Genomic DNA, 11,746 nt, shown 5'->3' on the forward strand with positions numbered 1-11,746 from the left:
ATGGCACGCGACCCGGGTCGGCGACGCTTTCTCCAACTTCTGGGCGGGAGTTCTGCCGCCGCCCTGCTGGCGGCGGGTCTGGGCAGCTGCGGCCGATCCGGTGGCGACTCCGGCGAACGGGTGCTGAACTTCTGGACCCTGGACCTGGCTCCCAAATTCAACGGCTATCTCCAGGGTTTGATTGCCGCCTGGGAGCACCAGAACCCGGGCCTCCGGGTGCGCTGGACCGATGTGCCCTGGAGCTCGGTGGAGCGCAAGTTGCTGGCGGCCGTGTTTGCCCGCACCGCGCCCGACCTGGTCAACCTCAATCCGCCCTTTGCCGCCAACCTGGCCAGCAAGGGGGGGCTGCGCGATCTCAGCACCGTGCTGCCCGCCGGGGCCGCCGAGGCCTACCTGCCGGCGATCTGGGAGGCGGGTCGCGAACCCGTCGGCGGGCAAGGGGCAGGGCAGCAGTTCGCCATTCCCTGGTATCTGACGGCCCGGATCACCATGGCCAATCGCCGCCTGCTGGAGCGGGCCGGTTTCGAGGCGCCGCCGCGCCACTGGCACGAGGTGCCCGCCTATGCCGAAGCGGTGCGCCGCCGCACGGGCCGCTACGCCCTGTTTGTGACCGTCGTACCCGACGACTCGGCCGAGCTGCTGGAAACCCTGGTGCAGATGGGGGTGCAGTTGCTCGGCGACGACCATCGGGCCGCGTTCAACAGTGAGGCGGGCCGGCGCGCCTTTGCCTTCTGGAGCGACCTCTACCGGCGCGGTCTGCTGCCGCGGGAGGTGGTGAGCCAGGGCTACCGGCGGGCGATCGAGCTGTACCAGTCAGGCGACCTGGCCCAGGTGGCCACCGGCCCGGATTTCCTGCGCAACCTGCAGACCAATGCCCCCGGGATTGCGGCGGTGACCGCTCCCTTTGCGCCGCTTACCGGGGCTGGCGGTGAGGCCAACGTGGCCGTGATGAATCTGGTGGTGCCCCAGCAGAGCGCCCTGGCGGCCGAGGCGGCCCGCTTTGCGCTCCATCTCACCAATGGCCCCAATCAGCTGGCCTTTGCCGAGCAGGCGCGGGTGCTGCCCTCCAACCGCCAGGCCCTGCAGCAGCTGGAGGCTTCCCTGGGGGCGGCCAGCGGTGCGGGAACGCCGCAGGAGCAGCTGGTGCAGCGGGCCCGGCTGCTCTCCGCCCAGACCCTGCGCCGGGCCAGGGTGCTGGTGCCGGCCAGCCCGGGGGTGAAGCGACTGCAGGCGATCGTCTACACCCAGCTGCAGCGCGCCATGCTCGGCCAGGTGGACAGCGATGTGGCCCTGGCGGCGGCGGCCGACGAGTGGAACCGCTACGCCCGGGCCCGGTGGGGCTGATATCAGCAGGGCCACTTTCTGTCTGTTTCTGCAGAAATCCTTAAAAAGACCCAGATGGGCTCCGGCGGCGGCGATTTGGGGGCTGACTGCGGGACGGGTGCAGGGGTATGGTTGCGATTCTTCATCCCGGCGTCCCGCCCATGCCCTCGGAGGACAGGCCCAGTTCGGGGGATCGGGGGTTCCATCCGGCAGCATCAGAGCCGTTGATGGACGCCTCTCCCGAGTCCCTGGGGTCTCCGCCGGCTGATCCGAAGGCCACCGTGATGGTGGTGGACGACGAGGCCGCCGTACGCCGGGTGCTGGTGATGCGCCTGCAGCTCGCTGGCTACCGGGTGATCTGCGCGGAGGACGGGGAGGAGGCCCTCAGCCTGTTCCACCAGGAGCAGCCCGATCTCGTCGTCCTCGACGTGATGCTGCCCAAGCTCGACGGCTTCGCCGTCTGCCGTCGCCTGCGGGCCGAATCCTGCGTGCCGATCATCTTCCTGTCGGCCCTCGACGCCATTGCTGAGCGGGTGTCGGGGCTGGATCTGGGTGCGGACGACTACCTGCCCAAGCCCTTTAGCCCCAAGGAGCTGGAAGCCCGCATCGCCACCATCCTGCGCCGGGTGGGCCGCGGTTCGGCCTCCGCCGAGCCCCGGGAGGTGCAGAGCGGCAGTGGCGTGCTGCGGGTGGGGGATCTGGTGGTGGACACCAATCGCCGCCAGGTCACCCGCGATGGTGAGCGCATCGGCCTCACCTACACCGAGTTCAGCCTGCTGGAGCTGCTGTTCCGGGAACCCGGTCGGGTGGTGCCCCGGGCCGAGATCCTCGAGCAGCTCTGGGGCTATCCGCCCCGCCGCGCCGCCGACCTGCGGGTGGTGGATGTGTACGTCGCCCGCCTGCGCGGCAAACTTGAGCCCGATCCCCGCAATCCGGAGCTGATTCTCACGGTGCGGGGCACCGGCTATGCCTCCCAGCGGATGGCCGACCCTGGCCTGGTGGCGAATGCCTGAGGCACAACCGCCCGGCTGACGGTCCTGCAGGATGGGCCGGTTGAGCCCCCTGTCTGCCTTGTCGGAGCTGCGCGAGACCCGTCTGGAGAAAGCCGCAGCCCTGGCGGCCTTGGGCCAGGGGCCCTATGCCCTGCGCTTTGACCCCACGCACCGCACCGCTGCGCTGCAGCAGGCCCACGCCGATCTGGCCAACGGCGAAGAGCGCGACGTGGCTGTGGCCGTGGCTGGCCGGGTGATGACCCGCCGGGTGATGGGCAAGCTCGCCTTTTTCACGCTGGCCGATGAGACCGGTCCAATCCAGCTCTTCATCGAGAAGGCCACCCTCGAGGCCTCCCTCCCGGAGGATCCGGAGGCCTTTGCCCACATCACCTCCTTGGTGGACGCCGGCGACCTGATCGGCGTGCAGGGCACCCTGCGCCGCACCGACCGCGGCGAGCTGTCGGTGAAGGTGAAGGGCTGGACCATGCTCACCAAATCGCTCCAGCCCCTGCCCGACAAATGGCATGGCCTGGCGGATGTGGAGAAGCGCTACCGCCAGCGCTACCTCGATCTGATCGTGTCGCCCCACACCCGTGAAACCTTCCGGCGCCGGGCCGTGGCGGTGAGTGCCATGCGCCGTTGGCTGGATGAGCGGGAGTTTCTGGAGATTGAAACGCCCGTGCTGCAGAGCGTGCCGGGCGGTGCCGATGCCCGGCCCTTTGAAACCCACCACAACGCCCTCGACCTGCCCCTCACCCTGCGGATCGCCACCGAGTTGCACCTCAAGCGGCTGGTGGTGGGGGGCTTTGAGCGGGTGTACGAGCTGGGCCGGATCTTCCGCAACGAGGGCATCAGCACCCGGCACAACCCGGAGTTCACCTCGATCGAGGTGTACCAGGCCTATGCCGACTACACCGACATGATGGATCTCACGGAGCAGCTGATTGCCCACGTGTGCCAGCAGGTGTGCGGCACCACCCAGATCAGTTACCAGGGCACCGACATCGATCTCACGCCCCCCTGGCGCCGGGTGACGATGCACGAGCTAGTGCAGGAGGCCACCGGCCTCGATTTCACCAGCTTTGGCAGTCGCGACCAGGCGGCCGACGCGATGGGGGCCCAGGGATTGGAGGTGCCGGCTCTGGCCGATTCCGTGGGCCGGCTGCTGGTGGAGGCCTTTGAGCAGCGGGTGGAGGCGGAGTTGATCCAGCCCACCTTCGTGCTCGACTACCCCGTGGAGAATTCGCCCCTGGCCCGGGCCCACCGCAGCAAGCCGGGGATGGTGGAGCGCTTTGAGCTGTTCATCGTGGGCCGCGAAACCGCCAATGCCTTCAGCGAACTGATCGATCCGGTGGACCAGCGCCAGCGCCTAGAGGCCCAGCAGGCCCGCAAGGCCGCCGGGGACGACGAGGCCCAGCAGGTGGATGAGGACTTCCTCCAGGCCCTGGAGGTGGGCATGCCCCCCACCGGCGGCCTCGGCATCGGCATCGACCGCCTGGTGATGTTGCTCACCGATAGCCCCTCGATCCGCGATGTGATTGCCTTTCCGCTGCTGCGTCCCGAGGTGCGTCCTGAGGGCCGGCCAAGCGCAATGGGATAATCAGGCCAGTAGGCAATCTCCCCCTCCCGGGGCCAGCGATTCCATGAGTGGCGAGCGCGTCGGTTTTCGCTTCAAACACGCGGATGCTGTGGTGAAGCGCAACCCGCAGGGTCGTTCGCGTCGCGGTTGGGTGATGGAGCCGGTGGAGCAGACCACCAGCCGCGGCACCAAAATGCCCGCCTACCGGATCCGCTGGCGTGACAGCGAGCGCCCCGAAATCGTGCTGCAGCACATGCTGATCGCGGATCCGGACCCCACGCCGCCGCCCGAAGGGGTCAGCCTCGTGCCCCCGGCGCCCAAGGCCTGAACCAGACCAGCTTGAAGACACGTCAGCTCCAGCCCCGCAGCCGGTAGATCGCCAGGCCCAGGTGCTCCTTGAGCGCAAGGCTGCTCAGGTAGAGCGCCTCGGCTTCCGGTAACAAGCTCTTGAGGGTGTTGCCCAAGGTGGGTTGGCCGTAGTGGGCCCGATCCGGCAGCTGGTAATCGCAGGCCACCGGCACCACGGTCAGTCCGCTGCGCTGGCGGAAGGTGGCCAGGGAACGGGGCATGTGGAAGGCGCTGGTCACCAGCAGCACCCGCTGCCAGCCGCGCTGCCGGCCCAATTGGCCGATGTCACGTGCCTCTTCGGCCGTGGTGCGCGAGCCTGGATTGATCAGGATCCGCTCCGCGGGCAGCCCCAGCTGCTGGGCCAGATCCCGGGCCCAAAAGGCTTCTGGTGGGGCGGGATCGTTGCCGGTGAAGCTCACCCGGCCGCCACTGGTCACCAACAGGGGGGCCAGGCCCTGGCGCACCAGCTGCAGGCCGCGCAGCAGGCGGTCGCCGCCTTCCGCTACCTCCACACCCTGGCGCGGTGGCAGGGCGGGCCGCAAGCCGCCGCCCAGGACCACCACCGCATCCGCGCGGGGCAGCACCGCCGGTGTCAGGGCGGCGCTGCGCTCCTCCAGGCCCCAGATCAGCTGGCGGCTGGTGAGGGGCATGGCACTCACCCAGATCAGCCCCACCCCTACGCCACCGAGCCAGAGGCTGGCCTGATGGCGCCGGCTCGTGCCCTTCGGTGCCGCGGCGAGGCCGAGCAGTTGCAGCAGCAGGCCCAGTCCCAGTGGGTAGAGCAGCAGCGGCAGCAGTTTGGAGAGCAGAAAACCCACGCAGGCCGCTCGTATCAGCTGCGGTGATTGTGGGGCCTCTCAGATTCTGTACAACCTGTACGGAATGGCTGAGACCCCAAACGTCGGCCCGTCGTCAGCGCTGCTGCCGCCGCAGCTGTTCCAGGGCCTGCTCGGCTTCGAAGGCGGCCCAGTCCTGCTCGAGGCTCGAGGCCCGGGGTGGGCGAGGTCGGTTCTCCAGCTCGCGCAGCTCCTGCTCGACTGCGGCGAAGCGCACCCCCAGTTCGCTCAGGTGTTGCCAGCGCTGGCGGCCCTGGTCCATCAGGCCCTGTTGGTGGGTTTCGGCGCGCTCCGCCAGGGCGCCAGCTCCGGCGGCCCGGGCCTTGCCCACCCGCTCCTGCCAGCGCCGAATCTCGTCGGCCAGGTGCAGCAGGGCTTGGCGTTCCTGTTCGGCCTGCAGTTGCAACTGGCGACGCTGCCCCACCAGCCGGGCCTGGCGATCGCGTGCCCCCTGCTCCTCCAGCAAGGCCTCCTGGCTGGGGTTGGCGGCCAGGAAGGCGGCCAGTTGCTGGTCCAGCCGCGCCTCCAGTTCGTCGAGCCAACTCACGGGGTGGGCTGCCCGGCGGGGCTGGTGATCAACGGCGCCTCAATCTCCTGCTCCAGTGGTGTGATTGCCGCTTCGCGGGAGCGCAGCAGCAGTTGGGTGAGCCGGGCGACCGCCCCTTCGCCCAAATCCTGGTCGCCGATCCGGTCAAAGGCGTTGCGATACAGCTCCTCGAGCTCGGCGATCAGGCCCTCCCGCATCTGGCGCATGGCGGCCCGTTGTTCTTCCCGACCCATCGGTCTCCTGCCTCTGTTCAGGAGTCTGCCGTCACCAGCAGGTGCAGCGACAGGTCGCCGGCCGGATCGCTCCAGCGGCCGGCGCCCCGCCAGCCGGCGCCCGCGGCCAGGCTGAGGAAGGCCTCCGGGGCGTACTTGACGCTGTACTCGGTGATCAGGGGCTCGCCGGCGGCGAAGCTCCAGGCCCGCCCCGCCAGCTGCACGGTCTGGGGCTGCCTGCTCACCAGGGCCATGGCGATCCGGCTGTGCTCAGGCTGCCATTGGGCCGTGTAGGCGAAGGCTTCGGGGTCGAAGGTCCCCGCCAGGTCCCGGTTGAGCCGCACCAGCAGGTTGCGGGCGAAGGCGGCGGACACGCCGGCCGCATCGTTGTAGGCGGCCTCCAGCCGCGCCACGGCCTTGGGCTGGTCGATGCCGATCAGCAGCCGCGCCCCTGGACCCAGCAGCTGGCTGAACTGGCGCAGCAGCTCCTGGGCTTCTGGGGGGCTGAAGTTGCCCAGGGAGCTGCCGGGGTAGAAGCCCAGCCGCCGCTGCTCTGCGAGCAGGGGGTGGTCCGGCAGCTGGTGGAGCTGGGTGTAGTCGCAGCAGATGCCCAGGACGGGCACCGCCGGGTGGCGGGTCTGCAGCTCCCTGCAAGCGGGGCCCAGGTGGTCGGCGCTGATGTCGAGGGCGACGTAGGCCGGCGGCCGCAGCGCCTCCAGCAGGGGTCCCACCTTGCGGGCGTTGCCGGCGCCGAACTCCACCAGCACTCCCGCTCCCAGGGCCGTCGCCAGCGCTGGGGCTGTGCTCTGCAGCAGGGCCGTTTCGGTGCGGGTGAGGCCATATTCCGGCTGTTCGCAGATGGCCTCAAACAGCCGGGAGCCCTCGGCGTCGTACAGCAACCAGGCCGGCAGCTGGCGGGGCTGGCGGGCCATGCCCTCCAGCACCAGTTGGTGGATGTCGGCCGGTTCGGGGTGGAGGTCGATCAGATCCATGGCAGGCGCTCCAGCTCAGGCGGCATCGCGGGCCAGGCGCACCCCCGCGGCCATCCAGCGGCTGGCGGGTGGGAAGAAGTTCCGGTAGGTGTGCCGTTCGTGGCCGGCCGGGGTGAGCACGCTGCTGCCGCGCAGCACCATCTGGGAGCTCATGAATTTGCCGTTGTATTCCCCCACCGCCCCGGCGGCGGGCGCAAAGCCCGGATAGGGCCGGTAGGGGCTGGCGGTCCACTGCCACAGCAGGCCAAAGGCCTGGGGCAGCTGGGGCCCGACCAGCTCCCATTCGGCTTCGCTGGGCAGCCGCACGCCGGCCCAGCGGGCGTAGGCATCGGCTTCAAACCAGCTGAGGTGGCGTACCGGCAGCTCCGCCAGCCGGGGCTGGCGCCCCGCCAGGGTGAATTCCCCGTCGTCGCGCCAGTAGCGCGGCGCCTGCCAGCCCCGCGCCTGCTGGATCGCCCAGCCTTCGCTCATCCAGAGTTCGGGCCGCCGGTATCCGCCATCGGCGATGAAGGCCGCAAAGTCACCGTTGCTGACCAGCTGGGGGCTGATCGCAAAGGGATCCAGCCACTGGCGATGACGGGGCGCTTCGTTGTCGAAATGGAAGGCGCCACCCGGGTGGCCGATTTCCACCAGACCTCCTTCGTGCTCCAACCAGGGGTCGCCGGAATGGGCCTGTTCGTCGGCGGCTCTGGCCCGATAGCAGGCTTCAGGCTCGGGGCCATAGGCCGGCTCGAGGGGATTGCGGCTGAAGCCATCCAGCAGGTCCATCAACAGCAGTTCCTGGTGCTGTTGCTCGTGCTGCAGGCCCAACTCCACCAGCTCCAGCTGGGGATCGCCCGGCTCGAGCTGCTCCAGCAGGGTCTGCACCGCTCCATCCAGCCGCTGCCGCCAACTCAGCACCTCCTCGAGGGATGGGCGGCTGAGCAGGCCGCGCTTGGGCCGGGGGTGGCGGGCGCCGACGGCGTCGTAGTAGCTGTTGAACAGAAAGCTCCAGGTGGCCGGAGCGGGGTCGTAGGCCAGGTCCAGCCCCTTTTCCAGCTGGGGCCGCAGCAGAAACTGCTCGAAGAACCAGGTGGTGTGGCCGAGGTGCCACTTGGGCGGGCTGGCATCGGCCATGCCCTGCAGACAGACGTCTTCGGGTTGGAGCGGTGCCACCAGGGCAAGGCTGTGCTGGCGCACCTGCGTGTAGCGCGCCCGCAGCTCTTCCCCCATCCCGCCGCTGGCCATTTGGCCTGAAATCAGGACTGACCATAGGGACCTTGCCTACGATCCCGCCACGCACAGCACGTGGGCATGGCCGGAATCACTGCAGGGTTCGTGGGCGCCGTCGGCAACACGCCCCTGATCCGGCTCGAGGCCCTGAGCACCCTCACGGGCTGCACCATCCTCGGCAAGGCCGAGTTCATGAATCCCGGCGGCTCGGTCAAGGACCGCGCGGCCCTGGGGATCCTGCTGGAGGCGGAGGAGCAGGGCCTGCTGCAGCCTGGCGGCACGGTGGTTGAGGGCACGGCCGGCAACACCGGCATCGGCCTCACCCACCTCTGCAATGCCCGGGGCTACAAGGCCCTGATCGTCATTCCCGACACCCAGTCGGCCGAGAAGATCGGCCTGTTGCGCAGTTTGGGTGCGGAGGTGCGCACGGTGCCGGCGGTGCCGTATCGCGACCCCAACAACTACGTGAAGCTTTCGGGTCGGATCGCGGCCGAGACCCCCGGGGCCGTCTGGGCCAACCAGTTCGACAACCTGGCCAACCGCCGCGCCCACTTCAACAGCACCGGTCCGGAGATCTGGCAGCAGACCGACGGCCAGGTGGATGCCTGGGTGGCGGCCACCGGCACCGGCGGCACCTACGCCGGGGTGGCCCTCTATCTCAAGGAGCAGAACCCCCGGATGCGCTGTGTGCTGGCCGATCCCCACGGCAGCGCCCTGCACGCCTGGGCCACCCGCGGGGAGCTCAGCAGTGAGGGCAGTTCGATCACGGAGGGGATTGGCAACAGCCGTGTCACCGCCAACCTGGAGGGCGCTCCCATTGATGACGCCGTGCGCATCGACGACCAGACCGCCCTCGAGACGATCTACCAGCTGTTGTGGCAGGAGGGCCTGTTCCTCGGCGGCTCGGTGGGCATCAACGTGGCCGCTGCGGTCGAGACGGCCCGGCGGATGGGGCCTGGCCACACCATCGTGACCGTGCTGTGCGACAGCGGCGATCGCTACCGCTCCCGGCTTTATGACGCCGACTGGCTCGCCGGTAAGGGCCTGCACCAGCCCGACCGCGCCCTGGCGGGAGTGGGCTGATGGCGGCACAGCAGGGGCAGGTGATCGGCGAGCGTTACCGGCTCGAACAGCTGTTGGGTCAGGGCCCCCAGGGCGATCTCTGGCGGGCCAGCGACCAGCTGGCGGCTGAGGCCCCGATGGCCCTGCGGCTGCTCGGTCCCGAGCTCGATGGGGCCCGGGCCCGCCAGCTCTGGGGGCGGCTCCAGGGGGTGCTCCATCCCCAGGTGCCCCGGTTGGGGGCGGCGATCCCCTCCGCGGAGGGGCTCTGGCTGGTGCGGGAATGGCAGGCCGGCCGTACCTACCGCCAGCTGCTGGAGGCCCGCGCCGAGCGCCAGCTGGTGTTTGGGGCCGGTGAGGTGCTGCTGCTGCTGCGTCAGCTGCTGCCGGTGCTGGCGGTGCTCCACAGCCAGGAGCTGGTGCATGGCGATCTCAGCCCCGCCAACCTGCTGCGCCGCGACAGCGACGGTCTGCCCGTGCTGCTCGACTTCGGCCTGGTGGCTGGCACCCCGGCGGTCACGCCGGGTTATGCACCGCCCGAGCGCGCCCGGGCGGCGGAGCCCGAGCCCTGGATGGACCTCCATGCCCTGGGGGTGGTGGCCCTGGTGTTGCTCAGTGGGGAGGACCCCGCCCGGCTGCTCGATCCGGTGACCCTGGCCTGGCGCTGGCCCGCTGCCTTCTCTGCCGAGCCCGAGCTCCAGGCCCAGATCCGTCGCCTGCTGGGCCGGGAGCCCGGTGAGCGCTTTGCCTCAGCCTCCCAGGCCCTGGTGGCGTTTCAGGCCCTGCCCATGCCGGAGAGCACGGGCCCGGTGCCCCGAGCCGACCGCACGGTGGCCCTGGTGCCGCCCCCCGCTCCTCCGGCCCCCGCGCCGGAGCCCCCGCTCGAGCCCCAGGTGAGCGCGCCCAAGCCGGTGTTGCCCCGGGTGGCGCCGCCCCCCCCGGCCGCGGCGGCCCAACGCAGCCGTCTGGAGGAACGGGAGGAGGCCGCCGAGGGTGGGATCTGGCCCGTGGTGATTGCCCTGGTGCTCTCGGCCGTGGTGGGCACGGCCCTGGGCTGGTGGTGGCTGAGCCGCGGCCGCCTGGCCCTGCCCACGCCGGATGCCGCCCTGCAGCTGCCCAACAGCCTGCCCCCCGCCGAGGTGGACCAGCGCCAGCAGCTGCTCAACCGGCTGCGGGCCATGCAGGTGGATCGGGGCTGGTTCTTGAAGCTGGTGGACGCCAGCCTGCTGGCCCAGTTCCCGGAGCGGGGCGGTCGCCTGCCCAGTGATTCCCTGGAGGATGCTCCCCTGCGCAAGGTGTGGAATGAGCTCTCCGAGGAGTGGCTGGCCCGGGTGGAGCAACTCCCCCTCGACATCCGGCGCCGCCTGGGCAGCTACACCAACGGTGACTGGGAGCGGCGCCAGCAGTCCCTGGTGAGCCAGGGGCTGAGCTCGGCGGTGTTGCGCCAACTGGTCTCGGGCAGCGCCCAGAGCCTGTTGCCGGGTCGACCCGGCGCCGACATTCCCCCCGAACCCTTCCGCCAGCTCTGGTTTGCTGCGGCCGAGCAGGGCCTGGCCAATGTGCAGATCGAGGCGATTGAGGCCCAGCCCCAGGAAACCCGGGTGCTCTCGGCCCAGGTGGAGGCCGGCGGCGCCCGGTTGTTCCCCGTGCGCCTGCCACCGGGCTACCGCCTGGTGCTGGGGGTGAACGGCTCGCCCTTGATGCAGATGAGCGTGTTCGGTCCCGACGGCGACTTGCTGGAGGCCAAGGGGCCCCTGCGGGTGGTGAGCCTGGGGGCGCAGAAGCGCTCGCCGGTGCAAGTGCTGGTCACCAACGAGGGTGTTGCCCCGGCCTTGATCACCCTGTCCCTGCGGGCGGATCCGCCGGCCCAGGCCACTCCGGAGCCCTCACCGCAGGCGCCACCAGCACAGCCGGAGACGCCCCAGGCTCCTGCCGTTCAAGCGCCTGCGGCCCCGTCGGCACCCACCAGTCCGTCCGCCCCGCCGCCGCCGGTGCCATCGCCAGAGAACTGACTCCGCACTGAACTGACTCCAGCCGGGGTGGTTGCTGGGTTGGGCCCTCCAGAATTGTGTACAGGCTGCACAGGTTCTGGGACTAGAGCCGGGCGATGGCGGCCTTGGCGTCCTTGATGTCCTGCTTGCGCCGTTCCTCATGGCGCTTGTCGTGCAGCTTGCGGCCCTTGGCCAGCCCGATCGTGAGCTTGATCCAGGAGCCTTTGAGGTGCAGGTTGAGCGGGATCAGGGTGAGCCCTTTCTGCTCGAGGGCCACCCGCAATTTCTCGATCTCGCGGCGGTGGGCCAGCAGTTTGCGCACCCGCAGGGGCTCGTGGTTGAAGTAGGCCCCGGCATGGCTGTGGGGCGAGATGTGCACGTTGTGCAGCTGCAGCTCCCCTTTGCGGATCAGGCAGAAGCCGTCGCGCAGGTTGCACTGGCCGGCCCGGATCGATTTCACCTCGGTGCCCACCAGCTCCAGGCCGCATTCGAGGGTTTCGAGAATCTCGTACTGGTGGCGGGCGAAGCGGTTGTCGGCCAGCAGCTTGTTGGCGGCATCGCGCTGGGCCTTGGCGCCCTTCTTGCCCCCGCCCTTGGCCATCGCTGCTCCGCAACCGTCCCCTGGATCTCCCGACCCTAGGGAGCCCCCGGTACC

The 11,746-nt window shown here is 70.0% G+C and carries 12 protein-coding genes; 6 read left to right on the top strand and 6 right to left on the bottom strand.

The annotated features are described in order from the left end of the window. The 4 genes from H6G16_RS01595 (at position 1) to H6G16_RS01610 (ending at position 4,222) form a co-directional block, all read left to right on the top strand. A complete protein-coding gene (locus tag H6G16_RS01595; protein WP_190388590.1) occupies positions 1-1,344 on the top strand; it encodes an extracellular solute-binding protein in 1,344 nt (447 codons plus the stop codon). Between the two features lie 206 nt (positions 1,345-1,550). Next, entirely contained in the window at positions 1,551-2,336 is a 786-nt protein-coding gene (gene rpaB / locus H6G16_RS01600) for a response regulator transcription factor RpaB (RefSeq protein WP_190388591.1), read from the top strand. 58 nt (positions 2,337-2,394) lie between these two features. Continuing rightward, positions 2,395-3,915, top strand: coding sequence for a lysine--tRNA ligase (lysS, locus tag H6G16_RS01605; RefSeq protein ID WP_190388592.1), 1,521 nt, complete (start codon positions 2,395-2,397; stop codon positions 3,913-3,915). 43 nt (positions 3,916-3,958) lie between these two features. Beyond that, positions 3,959-4,222 (top strand): hypothetical protein, encoded by a 264-nt coding sequence (locus tag H6G16_RS01610; protein ID WP_190388593.1) that lies wholly within the window; start codon positions 3,959-3,961, stop codon positions 4,220-4,222. A gap of 22 nt (positions 4,223-4,244) precedes the next feature. Here the strand turns inward: H6G16_RS01610 and H6G16_RS01615 are convergent, their stop codons facing one another. The 5 genes from H6G16_RS01615 to egtB form a co-directional block, all read right to left on the bottom strand. Next, on the bottom strand, positions 4,245-5,060 hold the full coding sequence (locus H6G16_RS01615; protein ID WP_190388594.1) for an ElyC/SanA/YdcF family protein: 816 nt from the start codon (positions 5,058-5,060) through the stop codon (positions 4,245-4,247). Positions 5,061-5,154: 94 nt separating this feature from the next. Continuing rightward, positions 5,155-5,625 carry a hercynine metabolism protein gene (locus H6G16_RS01620; protein WP_190388595.1) on the bottom strand — a complete coding sequence of 157 codons (471 nt, stop codon included), beginning with the start codon at positions 5,623-5,625 and terminating at the stop codon, positions 5,155-5,157. Next, a complete protein-coding gene (locus H6G16_RS01625) occupies positions 5,622-5,858 on the bottom strand; it encodes a hercynine metabolism small protein (protein ID WP_190388596.1) in 237 nt (78 codons plus the stop codon). Before H6G16_RS01625 ends, H6G16_RS01620 begins: the two co-directional genes overlap by 4 nt. A 17-nt stretch (positions 5,859-5,875) precedes the next feature. Beyond that, positions 5,876-6,829: an L-histidine N(alpha)-methyltransferase gene (gene egtD, locus H6G16_RS01630; protein WP_190388597.1), complete on the bottom strand. Its 954-nt coding sequence runs from the start codon at positions 6,827-6,829 to the stop codon at positions 5,876-5,878. Between the two features lie 15 nt (positions 6,830-6,844). Further along, positions 6,845-8,056, bottom strand: a complete 1,212-nt coding sequence (gene egtB / locus H6G16_RS01635; RefSeq protein ID WP_242036102.1) for an ergothioneine biosynthesis protein EgtB — start codon at positions 8,054-8,056, stop codon at positions 6,845-6,847. Between the two features lie 66 nt (positions 8,057-8,122). Between egtB and H6G16_RS01640 the strand changes: the two genes are divergently transcribed. Both H6G16_RS01640 and H6G16_RS01645 read left to right on the top strand, forming a co-directional pair. Further along, a complete protein-coding gene (locus H6G16_RS01640) occupies positions 8,123-9,124 on the top strand; it encodes a cysteine synthase A (protein WP_190388598.1) in 1,002 nt (333 codons plus the stop codon). Next, positions 9,124-11,112: a phosphotransferase gene (locus H6G16_RS01645; protein WP_190388599.1), complete on the top strand. Its 1,989-nt coding sequence runs from the start codon at positions 9,124-9,126 to the stop codon at positions 11,110-11,112. Before H6G16_RS01640 ends, H6G16_RS01645 begins: the two co-directional genes overlap by 1 nt. A gap of 82 nt (positions 11,113-11,194) precedes the next feature. Here H6G16_RS01645 and smpB read toward each other — a convergent pair whose 3' ends face one another. After that, positions 11,195-11,692 (bottom strand): SsrA-binding protein SmpB, encoded by a 498-nt coding sequence (gene smpB / locus H6G16_RS01650; protein WP_190388600.1) that lies wholly within the window; start codon positions 11,690-11,692, stop codon positions 11,195-11,197. Positions 11,693-11,746 lie beyond the last annotated feature (54 nt).

The organism is Cyanobium sp. FACHB-13342, assembly GCF_014697415.1.
In the GTDB taxonomy this organism is placed as follows: Bacteria; Cyanobacteriota; Cyanobacteriia; order PCC-6307; family Cyanobiaceae; genus Cyanobium_A.

What these genes read in the sequence shown, in the direction of transcription:
- H6G16_RS01595 (WP_190388590.1), top strand. Translation starts at nt 1, where the DNA reads ATGGCACGCGACCCGGGTCGGCGACGCTTTCTCCAACTTCTGGGCGGG.
- egtD (WP_190388597.1), bottom strand. Translation starts at nt 6,829, where the DNA reads ATGGATCTGATCGACCTCCACCCCGAACCGGCCGACATCCACCAACTG.
- H6G16_RS01640 (WP_190388598.1), top strand. Translation starts at nt 8,123, where the DNA reads ATGGCCGGAATCACTGCAGGGTTCGTGGGCGCCGTCGGCAACACGCCC.
- egtB (WP_242036102.1), bottom strand. Translation starts at nt 8,056, where the DNA reads ATGGCCAGCGGCGGGATGGGGGAAGAGCTGCGGGCGCGCTACACGCAG.
- H6G16_RS01645 (WP_190388599.1), top strand. Translation starts at nt 9,124, where the DNA reads ATGGCGGCACAGCAGGGGCAGGTGATCGGCGAGCGTTACCGGCTCGAA.
- H6G16_RS01625 (WP_190388596.1), bottom strand. Translation starts at nt 5,858, where the DNA reads ATGGGTCGGGAAGAACAACGGGCCGCCATGCGCCAGATGCGGGAGGGC.
- smpB (WP_190388600.1), bottom strand. Translation starts at nt 11,692, where the DNA reads ATGGCCAAGGGCGGGGGCAAGAAGGGCGCCAAGGCCCAGCGCGATGCC.
- rpaB (WP_190388591.1), top strand. Translation starts at nt 1,551, where the DNA reads ATGGACGCCTCTCCCGAGTCCCTGGGGTCTCCGCCGGCTGATCCGAAG.
- H6G16_RS01610 (WP_190388593.1), top strand. Translation starts at nt 3,959, where the DNA reads ATGAGTGGCGAGCGCGTCGGTTTTCGCTTCAAACACGCGGATGCTGTG.